The 13,013-nt window shown below is 65.0% G+C and carries 11 protein-coding genes; 6 read left to right on the top strand and 5 right to left on the bottom strand.

Annotated elements, in window-relative coordinates; genetic code table 11:
- Positions 1-179 precede the first annotated feature (179 nt).
- Positions 180-656 (bottom strand): pyrimidine dimer DNA glycosylase/endonuclease V, encoded by a 477-nt coding sequence (locus tag CO664_RS00130; RefSeq protein ID WP_097525423.1) that lies wholly within the window; start codon positions 654-656, stop codon positions 180-182.
- Between the two features lie 317 nt (positions 657-973).
- Between CO664_RS00130 and CO664_RS00125 the strand changes: the two genes are divergently transcribed.
- The 3 genes from CO664_RS00125 to dnaJ all read left to right on the top strand — a co-directional run bounded on the left by CO664_RS00125 (position 974) and on the right by dnaJ (position 6,813).
- The gene (locus tag CO664_RS00125) at positions 974-3,196 is read left to right on the top strand and encodes a transglycosylase domain-containing protein (protein ID WP_097525422.1); all 2,223 of its coding nucleotides are present in this window, start codon (positions 974-976) and stop codon (positions 3,194-3,196) included.
- A 264-nt stretch (positions 3,197-3,460) separates the two neighbouring features.
- Positions 3,461-5,386, top strand: coding sequence for a molecular chaperone DnaK (gene dnaK, locus CO664_RS00120; RefSeq protein WP_097537636.1), 1,926 nt, complete (start codon positions 3,461-3,463; stop codon positions 5,384-5,386).
- 287 nt (positions 5,387-5,673) lie between these two features.
- On the top strand, positions 5,674-6,813 hold the full coding sequence (gene dnaJ / locus CO664_RS00115) for a molecular chaperone DnaJ (protein ID WP_097537635.1): 1,140 nt from the start codon (positions 5,674-5,676) through the stop codon (positions 6,811-6,813).
- A 169-nt stretch (positions 6,814-6,982) separates the two neighbouring features.
- On the opposite strand, the gene CO664_RS00110 is transcribed toward dnaJ, so the two are convergent.
- From CO664_RS00110 to CO664_RS00095, 4 genes are all read right to left on the bottom strand, one after another.
- Complete coding sequence (locus CO664_RS00110) at positions 6,983-7,888, bottom strand: DUF2182 domain-containing protein (RefSeq protein ID WP_097537634.1); 906 nt, start codon at positions 7,886-7,888, stop codon at positions 6,983-6,985.
- A gap of 4 nt (positions 7,889-7,892) precedes the next feature.
- Positions 7,893-8,528 (bottom strand): DUF1326 domain-containing protein, encoded by a 636-nt coding sequence (locus CO664_RS00105; protein ID WP_037422565.1) that lies wholly within the window; start codon positions 8,526-8,528, stop codon positions 7,893-7,895.
- A gap of 139 nt (positions 8,529-8,667) precedes the next feature.
- The gene (locus CO664_RS00100; RefSeq protein WP_037422568.1) at positions 8,668-9,672 is read right to left on the bottom strand and encodes an inorganic phosphate transporter; all 1,005 of its coding nucleotides are present in this window, start codon (positions 9,670-9,672) and stop codon (positions 8,668-8,670) included.
- Positions 9,672-10,316 carry a DUF47 domain-containing protein gene (locus CO664_RS00095; protein WP_097537633.1) on the bottom strand — a complete coding sequence of 215 codons (645 nt, stop codon included), beginning with the start codon at positions 10,314-10,316 and terminating at the stop codon, positions 9,672-9,674. The genes CO664_RS00100 and CO664_RS00095 overlap by 1 nt, the downstream gene beginning before the upstream one ends.
- 215 nt (positions 10,317-10,531) lie before the next feature.
- On the opposite strand from CO664_RS00095, the gene recF reads away from it, so the two are divergent.
- From recF to CO664_RS00080, 3 genes are all read left to right on the top strand, one after another.
- Positions 10,532-11,656 (top strand): DNA replication/repair protein RecF, encoded by a 1,125-nt coding sequence (recF, locus tag CO664_RS00090; RefSeq protein WP_097537632.1) that lies wholly within the window; start codon positions 10,532-10,534, stop codon positions 11,654-11,656.
- A gap of 62 nt (positions 11,657-11,718) precedes the next feature.
- Positions 11,719-12,480, top strand: a complete 762-nt coding sequence (gene moeB, locus CO664_RS00085; RefSeq protein ID WP_097537631.1) for a molybdopterin-synthase adenylyltransferase MoeB — start codon at positions 11,719-11,721, stop codon at positions 12,478-12,480.
- 8 nt (positions 12,481-12,488) lie between these two features.
- Positions 12,489-12,959: a GNAT family N-acetyltransferase gene (locus tag CO664_RS00080; protein ID WP_097537630.1), complete on the top strand. Its 471-nt coding sequence runs from the start codon at positions 12,489-12,491 to the stop codon at positions 12,957-12,959.
- The last annotated feature ends 54 nt before the right edge of the window (positions 12,960-13,013 follow it).

Below are 13,013 nucleotides of genomic sequence, written 5' to 3'. Positions count from 1 at the left end.
CGGGGCGCGCGCCACAGTCGCTGCGAGAAGCGGGTGCGTTGACAGAAAAAGACCCCGAGCCGGGAGGAGGTGGCGTCGGGGTCTTTCAAACTTGGCCGGTTCCTGGGAGGAGGAGTGAAACCGACCCGCATCGGGCGCCGCGGGAGGAGGTGCAGCGCTTCGATGAGGATGATCATAAGTCATTCCGGCTGATTTAATAGCGACAATGTTGCATCGCAGCATTGCAGTGAATGCAAGGCGGGCGAATCATCGGCCGCGTGACCGGCGTCTCGGCGCGCTGTTCCAGCCAGCCGCTCCCGGATACGCTCGCGATTGACTGTCATGGCCTCGGAGGTCGGATTCCAGTCATTGCACCATTCCGAGGGGAAACCGCTGAGCAGGTCTTCGGCCTCGCGATAGGTCGGCCGATAGCCACGCCGCTGCATTTCCGCGATCAGGCTCGCCTGCCGCTTGGCGAGGTAGGAAAGCCGGCTGTAGAAGAACCGGACATGGCCCTTGCCGAGCGTATAGGCGGGCGGATTTCGTGGATCGCCCGGGGTCTCGCCGCGCGCGATGGCCGCCCGCACGAGCGCAAAGACGCGCGGCAGTTCGCGATATTCGGCGAGCAGATGCGGGCCACTCAGTTCCGAAGGTGGAATGCAGTTTATTCTGGTCACTGGCGCCGATCCGTTTTCCTGGAACGCCGGGCCGCTGCCGGTCCTCGCATTCCATATCTAGTGTTATGCCTGTCGGGCACAAGGCCGCCCCAGCGGCCCTGCCAATGGCAGGAAGCGCGGCCGGCGCCGCCAAGGTTTTGAAGGCGTTGGGTTTTTCCCGAGCGTCAATTCTTAACTCCCCCTTAAATTGCCGCATTTACAGTCGAGGGATCGGCATGGAGCGGAGCGGCAGGACCGGCGCCGCACGACAATCGCGCCGCCGGTGTCGCCTGGAGCGACGATCAACCGGTTCGGCTTCAGGGGACAATCCTTCCGGCATGGCGAGCAGAAACTCAGGGCAGCGGATCGAGCCTTCCTTCGGCGGCGACTACGATGACGACGACGATCTGCGGGTCGATGCGAGCGATCGCGTCAGCGGCAGCGGACGCAAGGCCACGCGTGCACGGCCGAGCGGCAAGGGCGGCCGCGAAACGCGCAGCCGGCGCAGCCGCGGCGGCGGGTCCGGCGGCGGCTTTTTCGCCCCGCTGCGGCGGCTTGCCTATTGGTGCGTCGTGCTCGGCATCTGGGGGGCGATCGGCGTCGGCGGGCTGGTGCTCTATTACGGCGCGCGCATGCCGAGCGCGACGAGCTGGTCGATCCCGGAACGGCCGCCGAACGTCAAGATTCTCGCCGTCAACGGCGACATCGTCGCCAATCGCGGCGCCACCGGCGGCGAGGCGCTGGCGCTCGAGGACATGTCGCCTTACATCCCGCAGGCGGTGATCGCCATCGAGGACCGCCGCTTCTATTCGCATTTCGGCGTCGACCCGCTCGGGCTGGCGCGCGCCATGCTGACCAATCTGACGAGCGGCCGCATGGTTCAAGGCGGCTCGACGCTGACGCAGCAGCTTGCCAAGAACCTGTTCCTCTCGCCGGAGCGGACGCTCGAGCGAAAGGTGCAGGAGGTGCTGCTCGCCTTCTGGCTGGAGCAGAAATACACCAAGGACCAGATCCTGGCGATGTATCTCAACCGCGTCTTCTTCGGCTCCAACGCCTATGGCGTCGAGGCAGCGTCGCGGCGCTACTTCAACAAGTCGGCGCGCGACGTCAATCTCGGCGAGGCGGCGGTGCTGGCCGGCCTCTTGAAGGCGCCGTCGCGGCTTTCGCCGGCGCGCGACCCTCAAGCCGCCGAAGCGCGCGCCCAGGTGGTGCTCGGCGCCATGCGCGAGGAAGGCTTCATCAGCGATGCCGAGATCAAGACGGCGATGTCGCAGACGCCGACCCGGGCGAAGAGCTTCTGGTCGGGCGCCGAGCATTATGTCGCCGACATGGTGATGGACCAGCTTCCCGGCATGATCGGCGAGATCAAGCAGGACCTGATCGTCGATACCACCATCGATCTGACGCTCGAGAAGAAGGCCGAGGAGGTGATCGCCGCCACCCTCGACGGGGAGGGCGGCAAGCTCAACGCCTCGCAGGCGGCACTCGTGTCGATCGACGGCACCGGCGCGATCCGGGCGCTGGTCGGTGGCCGGGACTATGCGGAGAGCCAGTTCGACCGGGCTTCCAAGGCCAAGCGCCAGCCGGGCTCGGCGTTCAAGCCCTTCGTCTATGCGGCGGCGCTCGAAATCGGCCGCAGCCCCATGTCGGTCAGGAACGACGCGCCGGTCAGGATCGGCAATTGGACGCCGGAGAACTACGACCAGAAATATCGCGGCGAGGTGACCCTTGCCGATGCGCTGGCCAATTCGCTGAACACCATCGCCGCCCAGCTCGTCATGGAGGTGGGACCGCCGAACGTCGTCAAGCTCGCGCATCGCCTCGGGATCGATTCCGAAATGCAGGCCAATGCATCGATCGCGCTTGGCACGTCCGAGGTCACGCTCGTCGAGCTCACTTCCTCCTACGCACCCTTCATGAATGGCGGCTTCAAGGCGACCCCGCATGTCATCCGCCGCATCTCCACCGCCGACGGCACGGTGCTCTACGAAAACACCTATGACAACCCGCCGCGCGTGCTCGACCCGGCGATCGTCAGCGAGATGAACCGGATGATGGTGCGGGTGCTGACCGACGGCACCGGCAAGAAGGCGCGGCTGCCCGACTGGGAGGCGGCCGGCAAGACCGGCACGACGCAATCCTTCCGCGACGCGCTCTTCGTCGGCTATACGTCGAATTTGACCACCGGCGTCTGGTTCGGCAATGACGACGGCAAGTCGATGAAGAAGGTGACCGGCGGCGGGCTGCCGGCCAAGGCCTGGCACGATTTCATGGTCGCCGCCCATCAGGGACTTTCGCCTTCGCCGCTGTTCGGCACGACCGGTGTCCAGCCGGTCTTCGACGAGACCGGCCCCGTCGCCGGCGGCGAGGCCCTGCCTGACCGCTTTGGTGATCCCGCAGCCTTCCCGGAACGGCCAGCGACAATGGACGGTGCAGTCGCCGCCGATCAGTCCCGCCCGATGGAAGAGCCGGCGGGCGGCCCCATCCCGCCGGCAGGCGTCGGAGAGACGACCGGCGCGACCCGGCGTACCACGCTTTTCGAGCTCCTGACCGGGGGTTGAGCGCGGCGCACACCGCAAGGCCAGCCTGACGGATCGCTGGCGCACCTATCGCGCGCGCCGGTGCCCTGTTCAGGACCGCGGAGAGGCGGCTTGCTTTTGCCCCTGATCCGCCCGCAGAATGCCTTGCAGTCCGAAACGCCGGTCCTTATATACGCCGCATCGGCGCAGCCGCGGCTGCGATGAAATGCAAACGACCATCCCGTTAGGGGCTGTCCCATGAATGCCTGACCGGGTTCCGACAGTCCGCTGCAAGGAGAGAACGACATGGCTAAAGTTATTGGTATCGACCTCGGAACGACCAACTCCTGCGTCGCCGTGATGGACGGCAAGGACGCGAAGGTAATCGAAAACGCCGAAGGCGCACGCACAACCCCGTCTATGGTGGCTTTTTCCGACGACGGCGAACGTCTCGTCGGCCAGCCGGCCAAGCGCCAGGCGGTCACCAACCCCGAAAACACCCTTTTTGCGATCAAGCGCCTGATCGGCCGCACCTTCGAGGATCCGACCACCCAGAAGGACAAGGGGATGGTCCCCTACAAGATCGTCAAGGCCGACAATGGCGACGCCTGGGTCGAGGCGCACGGCAAGAGCTATTCCCCGTCGCAGATCTCCGCGATGATCCTTCAGAAGATGAAGGAAACCGCCGAATCCTATCTTGGCGAGAAGGTCGAGAAGGCCGTCATCACCGTCCCGGCCTATTTCAACGACGCCCAGCGCCAGGCCACCAAGGACGCCGGCAAGATCGCCGGCCTCGACGTGCTGCGCATCATCAACGAGCCGACCGCGGCAGCACTCGCCTACGGCCTCGACAAGAAGGAAGGCAAGACGATCGCCGTCTACGACCTCGGCGGCGGCACCTTCGATATTTCCGTGCTTGAAATCGGCGACGGCGTCTTCGAGGTGAAGTCCACCAACGGCGACACCTTCCTCGGCGGTGAAGACTTCGACATGCGTCTCGTCGAGTACCTGGCTGCCGAGTTCAAGAAGGAACAGGGCATCGACCTCAAGAACGACAAGCTCGCACTGCAGCGCCTCAAGGAAGCTGCCGAAAAGGCGAAGATCGAGCTGTCGTCCTCGCAGCAGACCGAGATCAACCTGCCGTTCATCACCGCCGATGCGTCCGGTCCGAAGCACCTGACGATGAAGCTATCGCGCTCCAAGTTCGAGAGCCTGGTCGAGGACCTGATCCAGAAGACCATCGCGCCGTGCAAGGCGGCCCTCAAGGATGCCGGTGTTTCGGCTGCCGAGATCGACGAAGTCGTTCTCGTCGGCGGCATGACCCGCATGCCGAAGGTCCAGGAAACCGTGAAGCAGCTCTTCGGCAAGGAGCCGCACAAGGGCGTCAACCCGGATGAGGTGGTCGCCATGGGCGCTGCCATCCAGGCCGGCGTGCTGCAGGGCGACGTCAAGGACGTGCTGCTCCTCGACGTGACGCCGCTGTCGCTCGGCATCGAAACGCTCGGCGGCGTCTTCACCCGCCTGATCGAGCGCAACACGACGATCCCGACCAAGAAGAGCCAGGTCTTCTCGACCGCCGACGACAACCAGTCCGCCGTGACGATCCGCGTCTCGCAGGGCGAGCGTGAGATGGCGGCCGACAACAAGCTGCTCGGCCAGTTCGACCTCGTCGGCATTCCGCCGGCACCGCGCGGCATGCCGCAGATCGAAGTGACCTTCGACATCGACGCCAACGGCATCGTCCAGGTCTCGGCCAAGGACAAGGGCACCGGCAAGGAGCACCAGATCCGCATCCAGGCCTCGGGCGGCCTTTCCGACGCCGACATTGAGAAGATGGTCAAGGACGCCGAGGCCAATGCCGAGGCCGACAAGAAGCGCCGTGAAGGGGTCGAAGCCAAGAACCAGGCCGAAAGCCTGATCCATTCTTCCGAGAAGTCGCTGAAGGAATATGGCGACAAGGTTTCGGAGACGGATCGCAAGGCGATCAGCGACGCGATCGCGGCGCTGAAGACCGCCGTCGAAGCGTCCGAGCCGGACGCCGAGGACATCAAGGCGAAGACCAACACGCTCATGGAAGTCTCCATGAAGCTCGGCCAGGCGATCTATGAAGCCCAGCAGGCCGAAGCGGCGCACGCGGATGCGGCCGCCGACGCCAAGCGCGACGGCGACGATGTCGTCGATGCCGATTACGAGGAAGTCAAGGACGAGGACGACCGCAAGCGGTCGGCATAGGTTCGCGTCCTCGGACGAACAGGGCCCGGGAGCGATCCCGGGCTTTTCTGTATACCGAGACCTCGCCGCGACATGAAAAGCCGGCCGACGAGGCGGGTAGGCGAAGGCATCACGAGGCGATAAGGACGGGAAATGGTGCGGGAACACCATTATTCCCGTCAAAAAACCACGCGGACGACGTTTGGGCTATGGTATCGCGCTTCAAGGTTTACTAAATCCTGTGGCAAGATAATCAGGGTCGGACCCTTCGCGCTGGCAAGCCTTGTCAACTGGACAACCGTTGAAGCATGAAACGTGATCTTTACGAAACGCTTGGCGTTCAAAAAAACGCGGACGAGAAGGAGCTGAAAAGCGCTTTCCGTAAACTGGCGATGAAATATCACCCGGACCGCAATCCCGGGGACCAGGAAGCGGAAAAATCCTTCAAGGAAATCAACGAGGCCTATGAGACGCTGAAGGACCCGCAGAAGCGGGCCGCCTACGACCGATACGGCCACGCCGCCTTCGAGCAGGGGGGCATGGGAGCCGGATTCGGCAATGGCTTTGCCGGCGGCGGCGCCGGCGGCTTCTCGGACATTTTCGAAGACATCTTCGGCGAGATGATGGGTGGCCGGCAGCGTCGCTCTTCAGGCGGCCGCGAACGCGGTGCCGATCTCCGCTACAATATGGAGATCACCCTCGAGGAGGCGTTTTCCGGCAAGACGGCGCAGATCCGCGTGCCGACTTCGGTCACCTGCGACGTCTGCACCGGTTCCGGTGCGAAGCCGGGCACCAGCCCGAAGACCTGCGCCACTTGTCAGGGCTCAGGCCGCATCCGCGCCGCCCAGGGCTTCTTCTCGATCGAACGCACCTGCCCGACCTGCGGCGGCCGCGGCCAGACGATCACCGATCCCTGCACGAAATGCCATGGCCAGGGCCGGGTCACCGAGGAGCGCACGCTGTCGGTCAACATTCCGACCGGCATCGAGGACGGCACCCGCATCCGCCTTTCCGGCGAGGGCGAAGCCGGCCTGCGCGGCGGCCCGGCCGGCGACCTCTATATTTTCCTGTCGGTCAAGCCGCATGAGTTCTACCAACGGGACGGGGCGGATCTCTACTGCAGCGTGCCGATCTCGATGACGACGGCCGCCCTCGGCGGCAAGTTCGACGTCACCACTCTCGACGGCACGAAATCGCGCGTCACCGTGCCGGAGGGAACCCAGGCCGGCAAGCAGTTCCGCCTGAAGGGCAAGGGCATGCCGGTGCTGCGCTCCAACCAGACGGGCGACCTTTATATCCAGATCCAGATCGAGACGCCGCAGAAGCTCACCAAGCGCCAGCGCGAATTGCTGCAGGAGTTCGAGCAGATCTCGTCGAAGGAAAATAATCCGCAATCGGCGGGCTTCTTCTCTCGCATGAAGGATTTCTTCGATACGCTGAGCGATTAGTTCGCCTCTCACATTTGCCCCTCTCCTCGGGTTTAACCCGGGGACTAGCCCTCTCCCGTCATGACGGGGAGAGGGGACTGGAGGGCGCGGTTTACCCCTTCTCCCCATCAAAATGGGAGAAGGTCGCGGCAGCGGGATGAGGGGCGCCACACACAACACACACCCACTCTCACATGGCAGCGGCAGGCCAGCCCAGCACCGCAGCCAATTGCCAGATACCAGAGATCACAAGCGCCGAACCGGCAATCCGCGACAGGATGCGCCCGGCCGGCAGCAGCTTTTCGGCCAGCACGAAGACAGCGATCGCGGCGATCCATAAGACATTCATGACCCCGCCGACGAACAGGAGGCCCATCAGCGCCCAGCAGCAGCCGACGCAATAGAGACCGTGGCGGAAGCCCAGCTTCGCGGCGCCGCCCGGATCGCTTCGGAAGCCGCCGTGCCGCTGCAGGAAAACGATCGGCGCCTGGCATTGGGTCAGGCAGGCGTCCTTGAGCGGCGTCCATTGGTAAAGGCCCGCGACGACCAGCACAATGCCGCTGAAGAGACGACTGGCGCTTGCGAGCGCCGGGGTCAGCAGGATGCCTTCGATCAGCCATTGCCCGAGCGTAGCGACCAGGGCAAAGCCGGCCCAGACGGCGAGATAGCCGCCGGTGAAGTAGCCAGCCGAAGCGAAAGGCTTGCCGTCGCGTAGGCTCTGCCGTCCGACACGGGCATAGAGAAGGATCATCGGCGACGCCGAAGGAAGCATCATGCCGACCATCATCACCACCCACATGGTCAAGGTGATGCCGGCCTCGACGGTGCCCCAAGGACGTGGCGACATCCCCAGCACCCAGTCGAGCGGACCGGCGCTCGTCCCGCCTCCCATGTCCATGTCCATGTCCATATCCATGTCCATGCCGGGTTCCATGGACATGGCTCCGTCGCCACCCGCCGCCGGCATCGGCATGCCGTCCATCCCGGCGGCCAGCCACAGGATGTAGATCCAGGCGATCGCTGCCAGAGCGGCGATCGCCGCCGCGACGATCGCCCGGTCGCGGCGCAACAGGGCTTCGAGCGTGGTGTCGGTCATGGTGTCAATGCACCACGCCGCGTTCGGTCATATGGATCCTGGCGAAATGGGCGTGCGAGTCCGCTAGCGAGAGCGGCAGGACACCGGTCGTGTCGGCCCAGCCCCGCCCCATCTCGCAGGTGTCGTACTCGAACCCGTTCGGCAGGTTAAGGCGGGCGCGATGCGAATCGCCGGTCACCGGATTGAGGATCGGCTCGCCGCGCGCCTCCATCCATCCCGGTACGCGGACGCGCGCCGTCCGCTTCTCGATGTCGACCTCGAAGTCGATCGGCGCGAAGACCGGATCGTGGAACGTCTCGAAGGTCGTCGAGAACACCTGGAAGAAGGTCGCACCGGGTTCGGTGTCCTGGCCGCTCATGATGCGCAGCAGCGCCTCGCGCTGGGCGTCCGAGGCGCGCTCGTCGACGATCGGCACGACTTCGCCCCTGCCCTCGTGGATGGCACCCGGCCAGGCGACGATCATCCCGCACCTCAGGCCGTCGAGTCGCGTATCGCCGTGATGGCCTTCCTCGATCTCGATCACCCCCACGGCGCTGCAATGCCCTTGCGTCGGCAGGGCATTGAACTGGCAGGGGCAGCCATAGGCGCAATTGCAATGAATGAATTCGCGGCCCTTGATCGTCCATTTGACGTCCGTCATCGTCCCCTCCAGAGACAATTCCTCAGGCTACGAATATATACACCCCGCCGGAAATACTGCCAATGTCGCGGCGGCCCCCGAGCGCCGACCATTTCGGGGCGAGTCGGTCAGTCCATGTGCTGGCGGCTGCGCGCGCTCTCTAGCCGACGAGGTCGACCGCGTAATAGGAGAGGGCCGAAATCAGCGCGGCGGCGGGCATTGTTATCACCCAGGCGACGACGATGTTTCCGGCAATCCCCCAGCGCACGGCCGAGACGCGCCGGGCCGACCCGACGCCGATGATGGCGCCGGTGATCGTGTGCGTTGTCGAGACCGGAATCCCGAGCCAGGTCGCTGCAAACAGCGTGATGGCGCCACCGGTCTCGGCACAGAAACCCTGCATCGGATTGAGCTTTGTGATCTTCGATCCCATGGTGTGGACGATCCTCCAGCCGCCGAACAGCGTACCGAGCGCGATCGCCGCCTGGCAGGTGATGACTACCCAAAAGGGCACATGGAATTCCGGCCCGAGATAGCCCTGCGAAAACAGGAGCACGGCGATGATGCCCATCGTCTTCTGGGCATCATTGCCGCCATGGCCGAGCGAATAGAGCGAGGCCGAAACGAATTGCAGGCCGCGGAACGTGCTGTCGACGGCAAACGGCGTCTGGCGCACGAACAGCCAGGAGACGATCAGCACCAGCAGGAGAGCGAGCACGAAGCCGATGCCGGGCGACATGACGATGGCGCCGGCGGTCTTCAGGAGGCCGGACCAGACGATGGAGCTGAAGCCGGCCTTTGCGAGGCCCGCGCCGACAAGGCCGCCGACGAGGGCATGCGAGGAACTCGATGGGATGCCGAAGACCCATGTCAGGATGTTCCAGGCGATTGCGCCGATCAATGCCGCAAAGATGACCTGCGGCGTAACGATGCCGGGATTGATGATCCCCTTCCCGAGCGTCTCGGCCACGTGCAGGCCGAAAAACAAAAAGGCGATGAAGTTGAAGAAAGCCGCCCACATGACGGCATATTGCGGCCGCAGCACCCGCGTCGACACGATCGTTGCGATCGAATTCGCCGCATCGTGCAATCCGTTCAGAAAGTCGAAGAACAGGGCGACTCCGATGAGGCCCACAAGCAGCGGGAAGGCGAGTGTGGCGTCCATCAGACGTTCTCGATCACGATGCCGCTGATCTCGTTGGCAACATCCTCGAAGCGGTCGACGACCTTCTCCAGCTCGCTAAAGATTTCGCTGCCGATGATATAGGCCATGGGATTGGTGCTGCCATGGCGCTTGAAGAGGTCCTTCAGGCCCTGCTCATGCAGCTCGTCGGAACGGCCTTCGACGCGGGTGACCTCTTCTGCGATCGTGCTCAGGCGATGCGCATTGACGCCGATCCGGTTGAGGAGCGGAATGGCCTCGGCGACAAGGTGGGCAGCCTCGACGACTGCGGCGCCCATCGCCCGCATGCCGGGATCGAAGCTCTGCTGCTCGTAGAGCCGGATGGTCTTCACCGTCTTGTGCATCATGTCGATCGCATCGTCCATCGACTGGATGAGATCCTTGATGTCGCCGCGGTCGAAGGGTGTGATGAAGCTGCGGCGCACAGCGAGCAGGACCTCCCGGGTGATCCCGTCGGCCTCGTCCTCGAGCTGGACGATGCGGTCGCAATGACGTTCGATGTCCGGTCCGCCGGCGAGCAACGCCTTCAGCGCCTCCGCCGCCTCCAAGACGGTGCGCGAGTGCTGCTCGAAGAGATCGAAGAACCGGTCTTCACGGGGGAGGAGCTTGCGAAACAGGCCGAGCATCAGCGATCCATACGGTTGTCGATTGTCATGCCGCTGTCATATTGTACCTGCACGCCCGTGAAAAGTTCCGAAGCAGCGGAAAAACGGGGCTTTCCCACAGCGGTTTGGCGCAGGGCCCGGCCACGTGACCGGTCCACGCCTCGGGCGAGAGCCTTTCGGCTTGCCTCGGCCGGGCTTTCGTCCTACCTGACAGGCACGTCGAACGCGGACCCGCAATGCCCCATAAGGTCTATCTCAGCCGCCTGAAACTCAGTGATTTTCGCAACTACGCGGCGCTGTCGCTCGAGCTCGACCAGCGCCATGTGGTGCTGACCGGCGAGAACGGCGCGGGCAAGACCAACCTTATGGAGGCGATCTCCTTTCTCTCGCCGGGGCGGGGGCTGCGTCGCGCGGCTTATGCGGATGTCGCCCGGGTGGGCGCGGCGGACGGTTTTTCGGTTTTCGCGGCGGTCGAGGGCATGGACGGGCCGGTGGAGATCGGCACGGGCACGGCGGGTGCGGAGGAAGGGCAGTCGCGCCGCCTGAGGCTCAACGGCACGCCGACCCGCACCGTCGACGAACTCACCGACCATCTGCGCGTGTTGTGGCTGACGCCGGCGATGGACGGGCTGTTCACCGGTCCATCCTCGGATCGGCGGCGGTTTCTCGACCGGCTGGTGCTGTCGCTCGATCCCGAGCATGGCCGGCGCGCCAGCGAGTTCGACCGAGCGATGCGCAGCCGCAACCGGCTGCTCTCGGAATTCCGGCCGGATCCCGCCTGGCTGACCGCGATCGAGCGCGAAATGGCAGGCTTGGGCGTCTCGATGGCGCTTGCGCGGCTGGAAATGCTTGGGCTTTTGACGGCACTTGTGGAACGCAGCCAAGGCGGCGGCAGCTTCCCGTCCGCCGGTCTTTCGCTTGCCGGCTTTCTCGACGATTGTCACGGCCTGCCCGCCTACGACCTCGAAGAACGCTATCTCTCGATGCTCAGCGACGGCCGCATCCGCGATGCGGCGGCGGGGCGAACGCTCGAAGGGCCGCACCGCAGCGATCTCCTGATTCGCCACCGGGAAAAGGACATGGAGGCGGAACGCTGCTCGACCGGCGAGCAGAAGGCGCTGCTCGTCGGGCTCGTGCTCGCCCATGCGCGGCTCGTCGGCGACCTGACCGGGCACGCGCCGGTGCTGCTGCTCGACGAGATCGCCGCCCATCTCGATCAGGGGCGGCGGGCGGCTCTCTTCGACCGCGTCGACGAGCTCGGCGGTCAGGCCTTCATGACCGGGACGGACCGGGCGATGTTCGAGGCGCTCGGCGGACGGGCCTGCCATCTGACGGTTGCAAACGGCCGCGTTTCGGAGTGACATCCGCCTGCTCCATGGCGTGCTTTAAAAAAAGGCGCCGACAGGCATCCACGGAGACGGACATGACCGCAGCAGCACTCGACTCATCGGAAATCGCCCGTTACGCGCGCCATATCGTGCTCCCTGAGATCGGCGGCGCCGGACAGCAGAAGCTGAAGGCCGCGCGCGTGCTGGTCATCGGCGCCGGCGGGCTCGGCGCCCCGGTGCTGCAATATCTCGCCGCGGCTGGCGTCGGCCGGCTCGGCATCGTCGACGATGACGCCGTGTCGCTGTCCAACCTGCAGCGCCAGGTCATCCACGCCACCGGCGATGTCGGCCGGCCGAAGGTCGAAAGCGCCGCCGCCGCAATTGCCAATCTCAACCCGCATGTGGAAGTCGCGCCGCACGCGTTGCGCCTCGCATCCGAAAATGCAGAGGCGATCTTCCAGCAATACGACCTCGTCGTCGACGGTTCGGACAATTTCGATACGCGCTACCTCGCGGCCGATGCGGCGGAGGCGGCGCGCCTTCCGCTCGTCACCGGCGCGGTCGGGCGGTTCGACGGTTCCGTCACCGTGTTGAAGCCTTACGAGGCGGATGCCGGCGGGCACCCCAATCCGTCTTATCGCGATCTCTTCCCGACGCCGCCTCCGCCGGGCGCGGTGCCGGCCTGCGCCGAAGCCGGCGTGGTCGGAGCGCTGACCGGCGTCGTCGGCACGCTTCAGGCGATGGAAGCGATCAAGCTCATCACCGGCATCGGCGAGCCGCTTATCGGCCGGCTGCTGCTCTATGACGGCCTCGCCGCCACTTTCAACACGATCCGCTACCGGCGCGGCCGGGCTTGAGCGACGGAATGGAAACGCTCCGCCTCGACCCGGGCTTCGATCGCTACGAGGAGCTCCTGGCGCTGATCCTGAAATCCTTTGCCTCCATGGACGGGCGGATCGACCCGCCCTCCTCCGCCCATGCGCTGACGGTCGAGTCCCTGCGCCAAAAATCGAGGGACGAGGTCGGTTTCGTCGTCGCCAACGGCGCCGATCTTCTTGGCTGCGTGTTCTTGAAGCCCGAACCGGACTGCCTCTATATCGGCAAGCTCGCCATCGATCCCGGCCATCAGGGCAAAGGTCTCGGCCGACAGCTGCTTACCGCCGCGGAGGAGACCGCCCGAAGCCTCGGACTGCCGGCGCTGAGGCTCCAGACGCGGATCGAACTCACCGAAAATCACGCCACCTTCGCGGCCTGGGGCTTCGTCGAGACCGGCCGCTCCGCCCATCCGGGCTTCACCCGCCCGACATCGATCGAGATGCGGAAGATGCTGCGATAAGGGCGGCGTCCCGTATTGCCGCTCCCCACAACGATCCCCTTGTGGGGGCGTTGC

It is taken from the genome of Sinorhizobium sp. NG07B, assembly GCF_002532005.1.
Taxonomy (GTDB): Bacteria; Pseudomonadota; Alphaproteobacteria; order Rhizobiales; family Rhizobiaceae; genus Sinorhizobium; species Sinorhizobium fredii_C.
Note: the sequence above shows the minus strand (reverse complement) of the source record. Positions and strands in the feature narration are given on the sequence as shown.

What these genes read in the sequence shown, in the direction of transcription:
- CO664_RS00105 (WP_037422565.1), bottom strand. Translation starts at nt 8,528, where the DNA reads ATGACGGACGTCAAATGGACGATCAAGGGCCGCGAATTCATTCATTGC.
- CO664_RS00100 (WP_037422568.1), bottom strand. Translation starts at nt 9,672, where the DNA reads ATGGACGCCACACTCGCCTTCCCGCTGCTTGTGGGCCTCATCGGAGTC.
- CO664_RS00095 (WP_097537633.1), bottom strand. Translation starts at nt 10,316, where the DNA reads ATGCTCGGCCTGTTTCGCAAGCTCCTCCCCCGTGAAGACCGGTTCTTC.
- dnaK (WP_097537636.1), top strand. Translation starts at nt 3,461, where the DNA reads ATGGCTAAAGTTATTGGTATCGACCTCGGAACGACCAACTCCTGCGTC.
- CO664_RS00080 (WP_097537630.1), top strand. Translation starts at nt 12,489, where the DNA reads ATGGAAACGCTCCGCCTCGACCCGGGCTTCGATCGCTACGAGGAGCTC.
- CO664_RS00110 (WP_097537634.1), bottom strand. Translation starts at nt 7,888, where the DNA reads ATGACCGACACCACGCTCGAAGCCCTGTTGCGCCGCGACCGGGCGATC.
- dnaJ (WP_097537635.1), top strand. Translation starts at nt 5,674, where the DNA reads ATGAAACGTGATCTTTACGAAACGCTTGGCGTTCAAAAAAACGCGGAC.
- moeB (WP_097537631.1), top strand. Translation starts at nt 11,719, where the DNA reads ATGACCGCAGCAGCACTCGACTCATCGGAAATCGCCCGTTACGCGCGC.
- recF (WP_097537632.1), top strand. Translation starts at nt 10,532, where the DNA reads ATGCCCCATAAGGTCTATCTCAGCCGCCTGAAACTCAGTGATTTTCGC.
- CO664_RS00125 (WP_097525422.1), top strand. Translation starts at nt 974, where the DNA reads ATGGCGAGCAGAAACTCAGGGCAGCGGATCGAGCCTTCCTTCGGCGGC.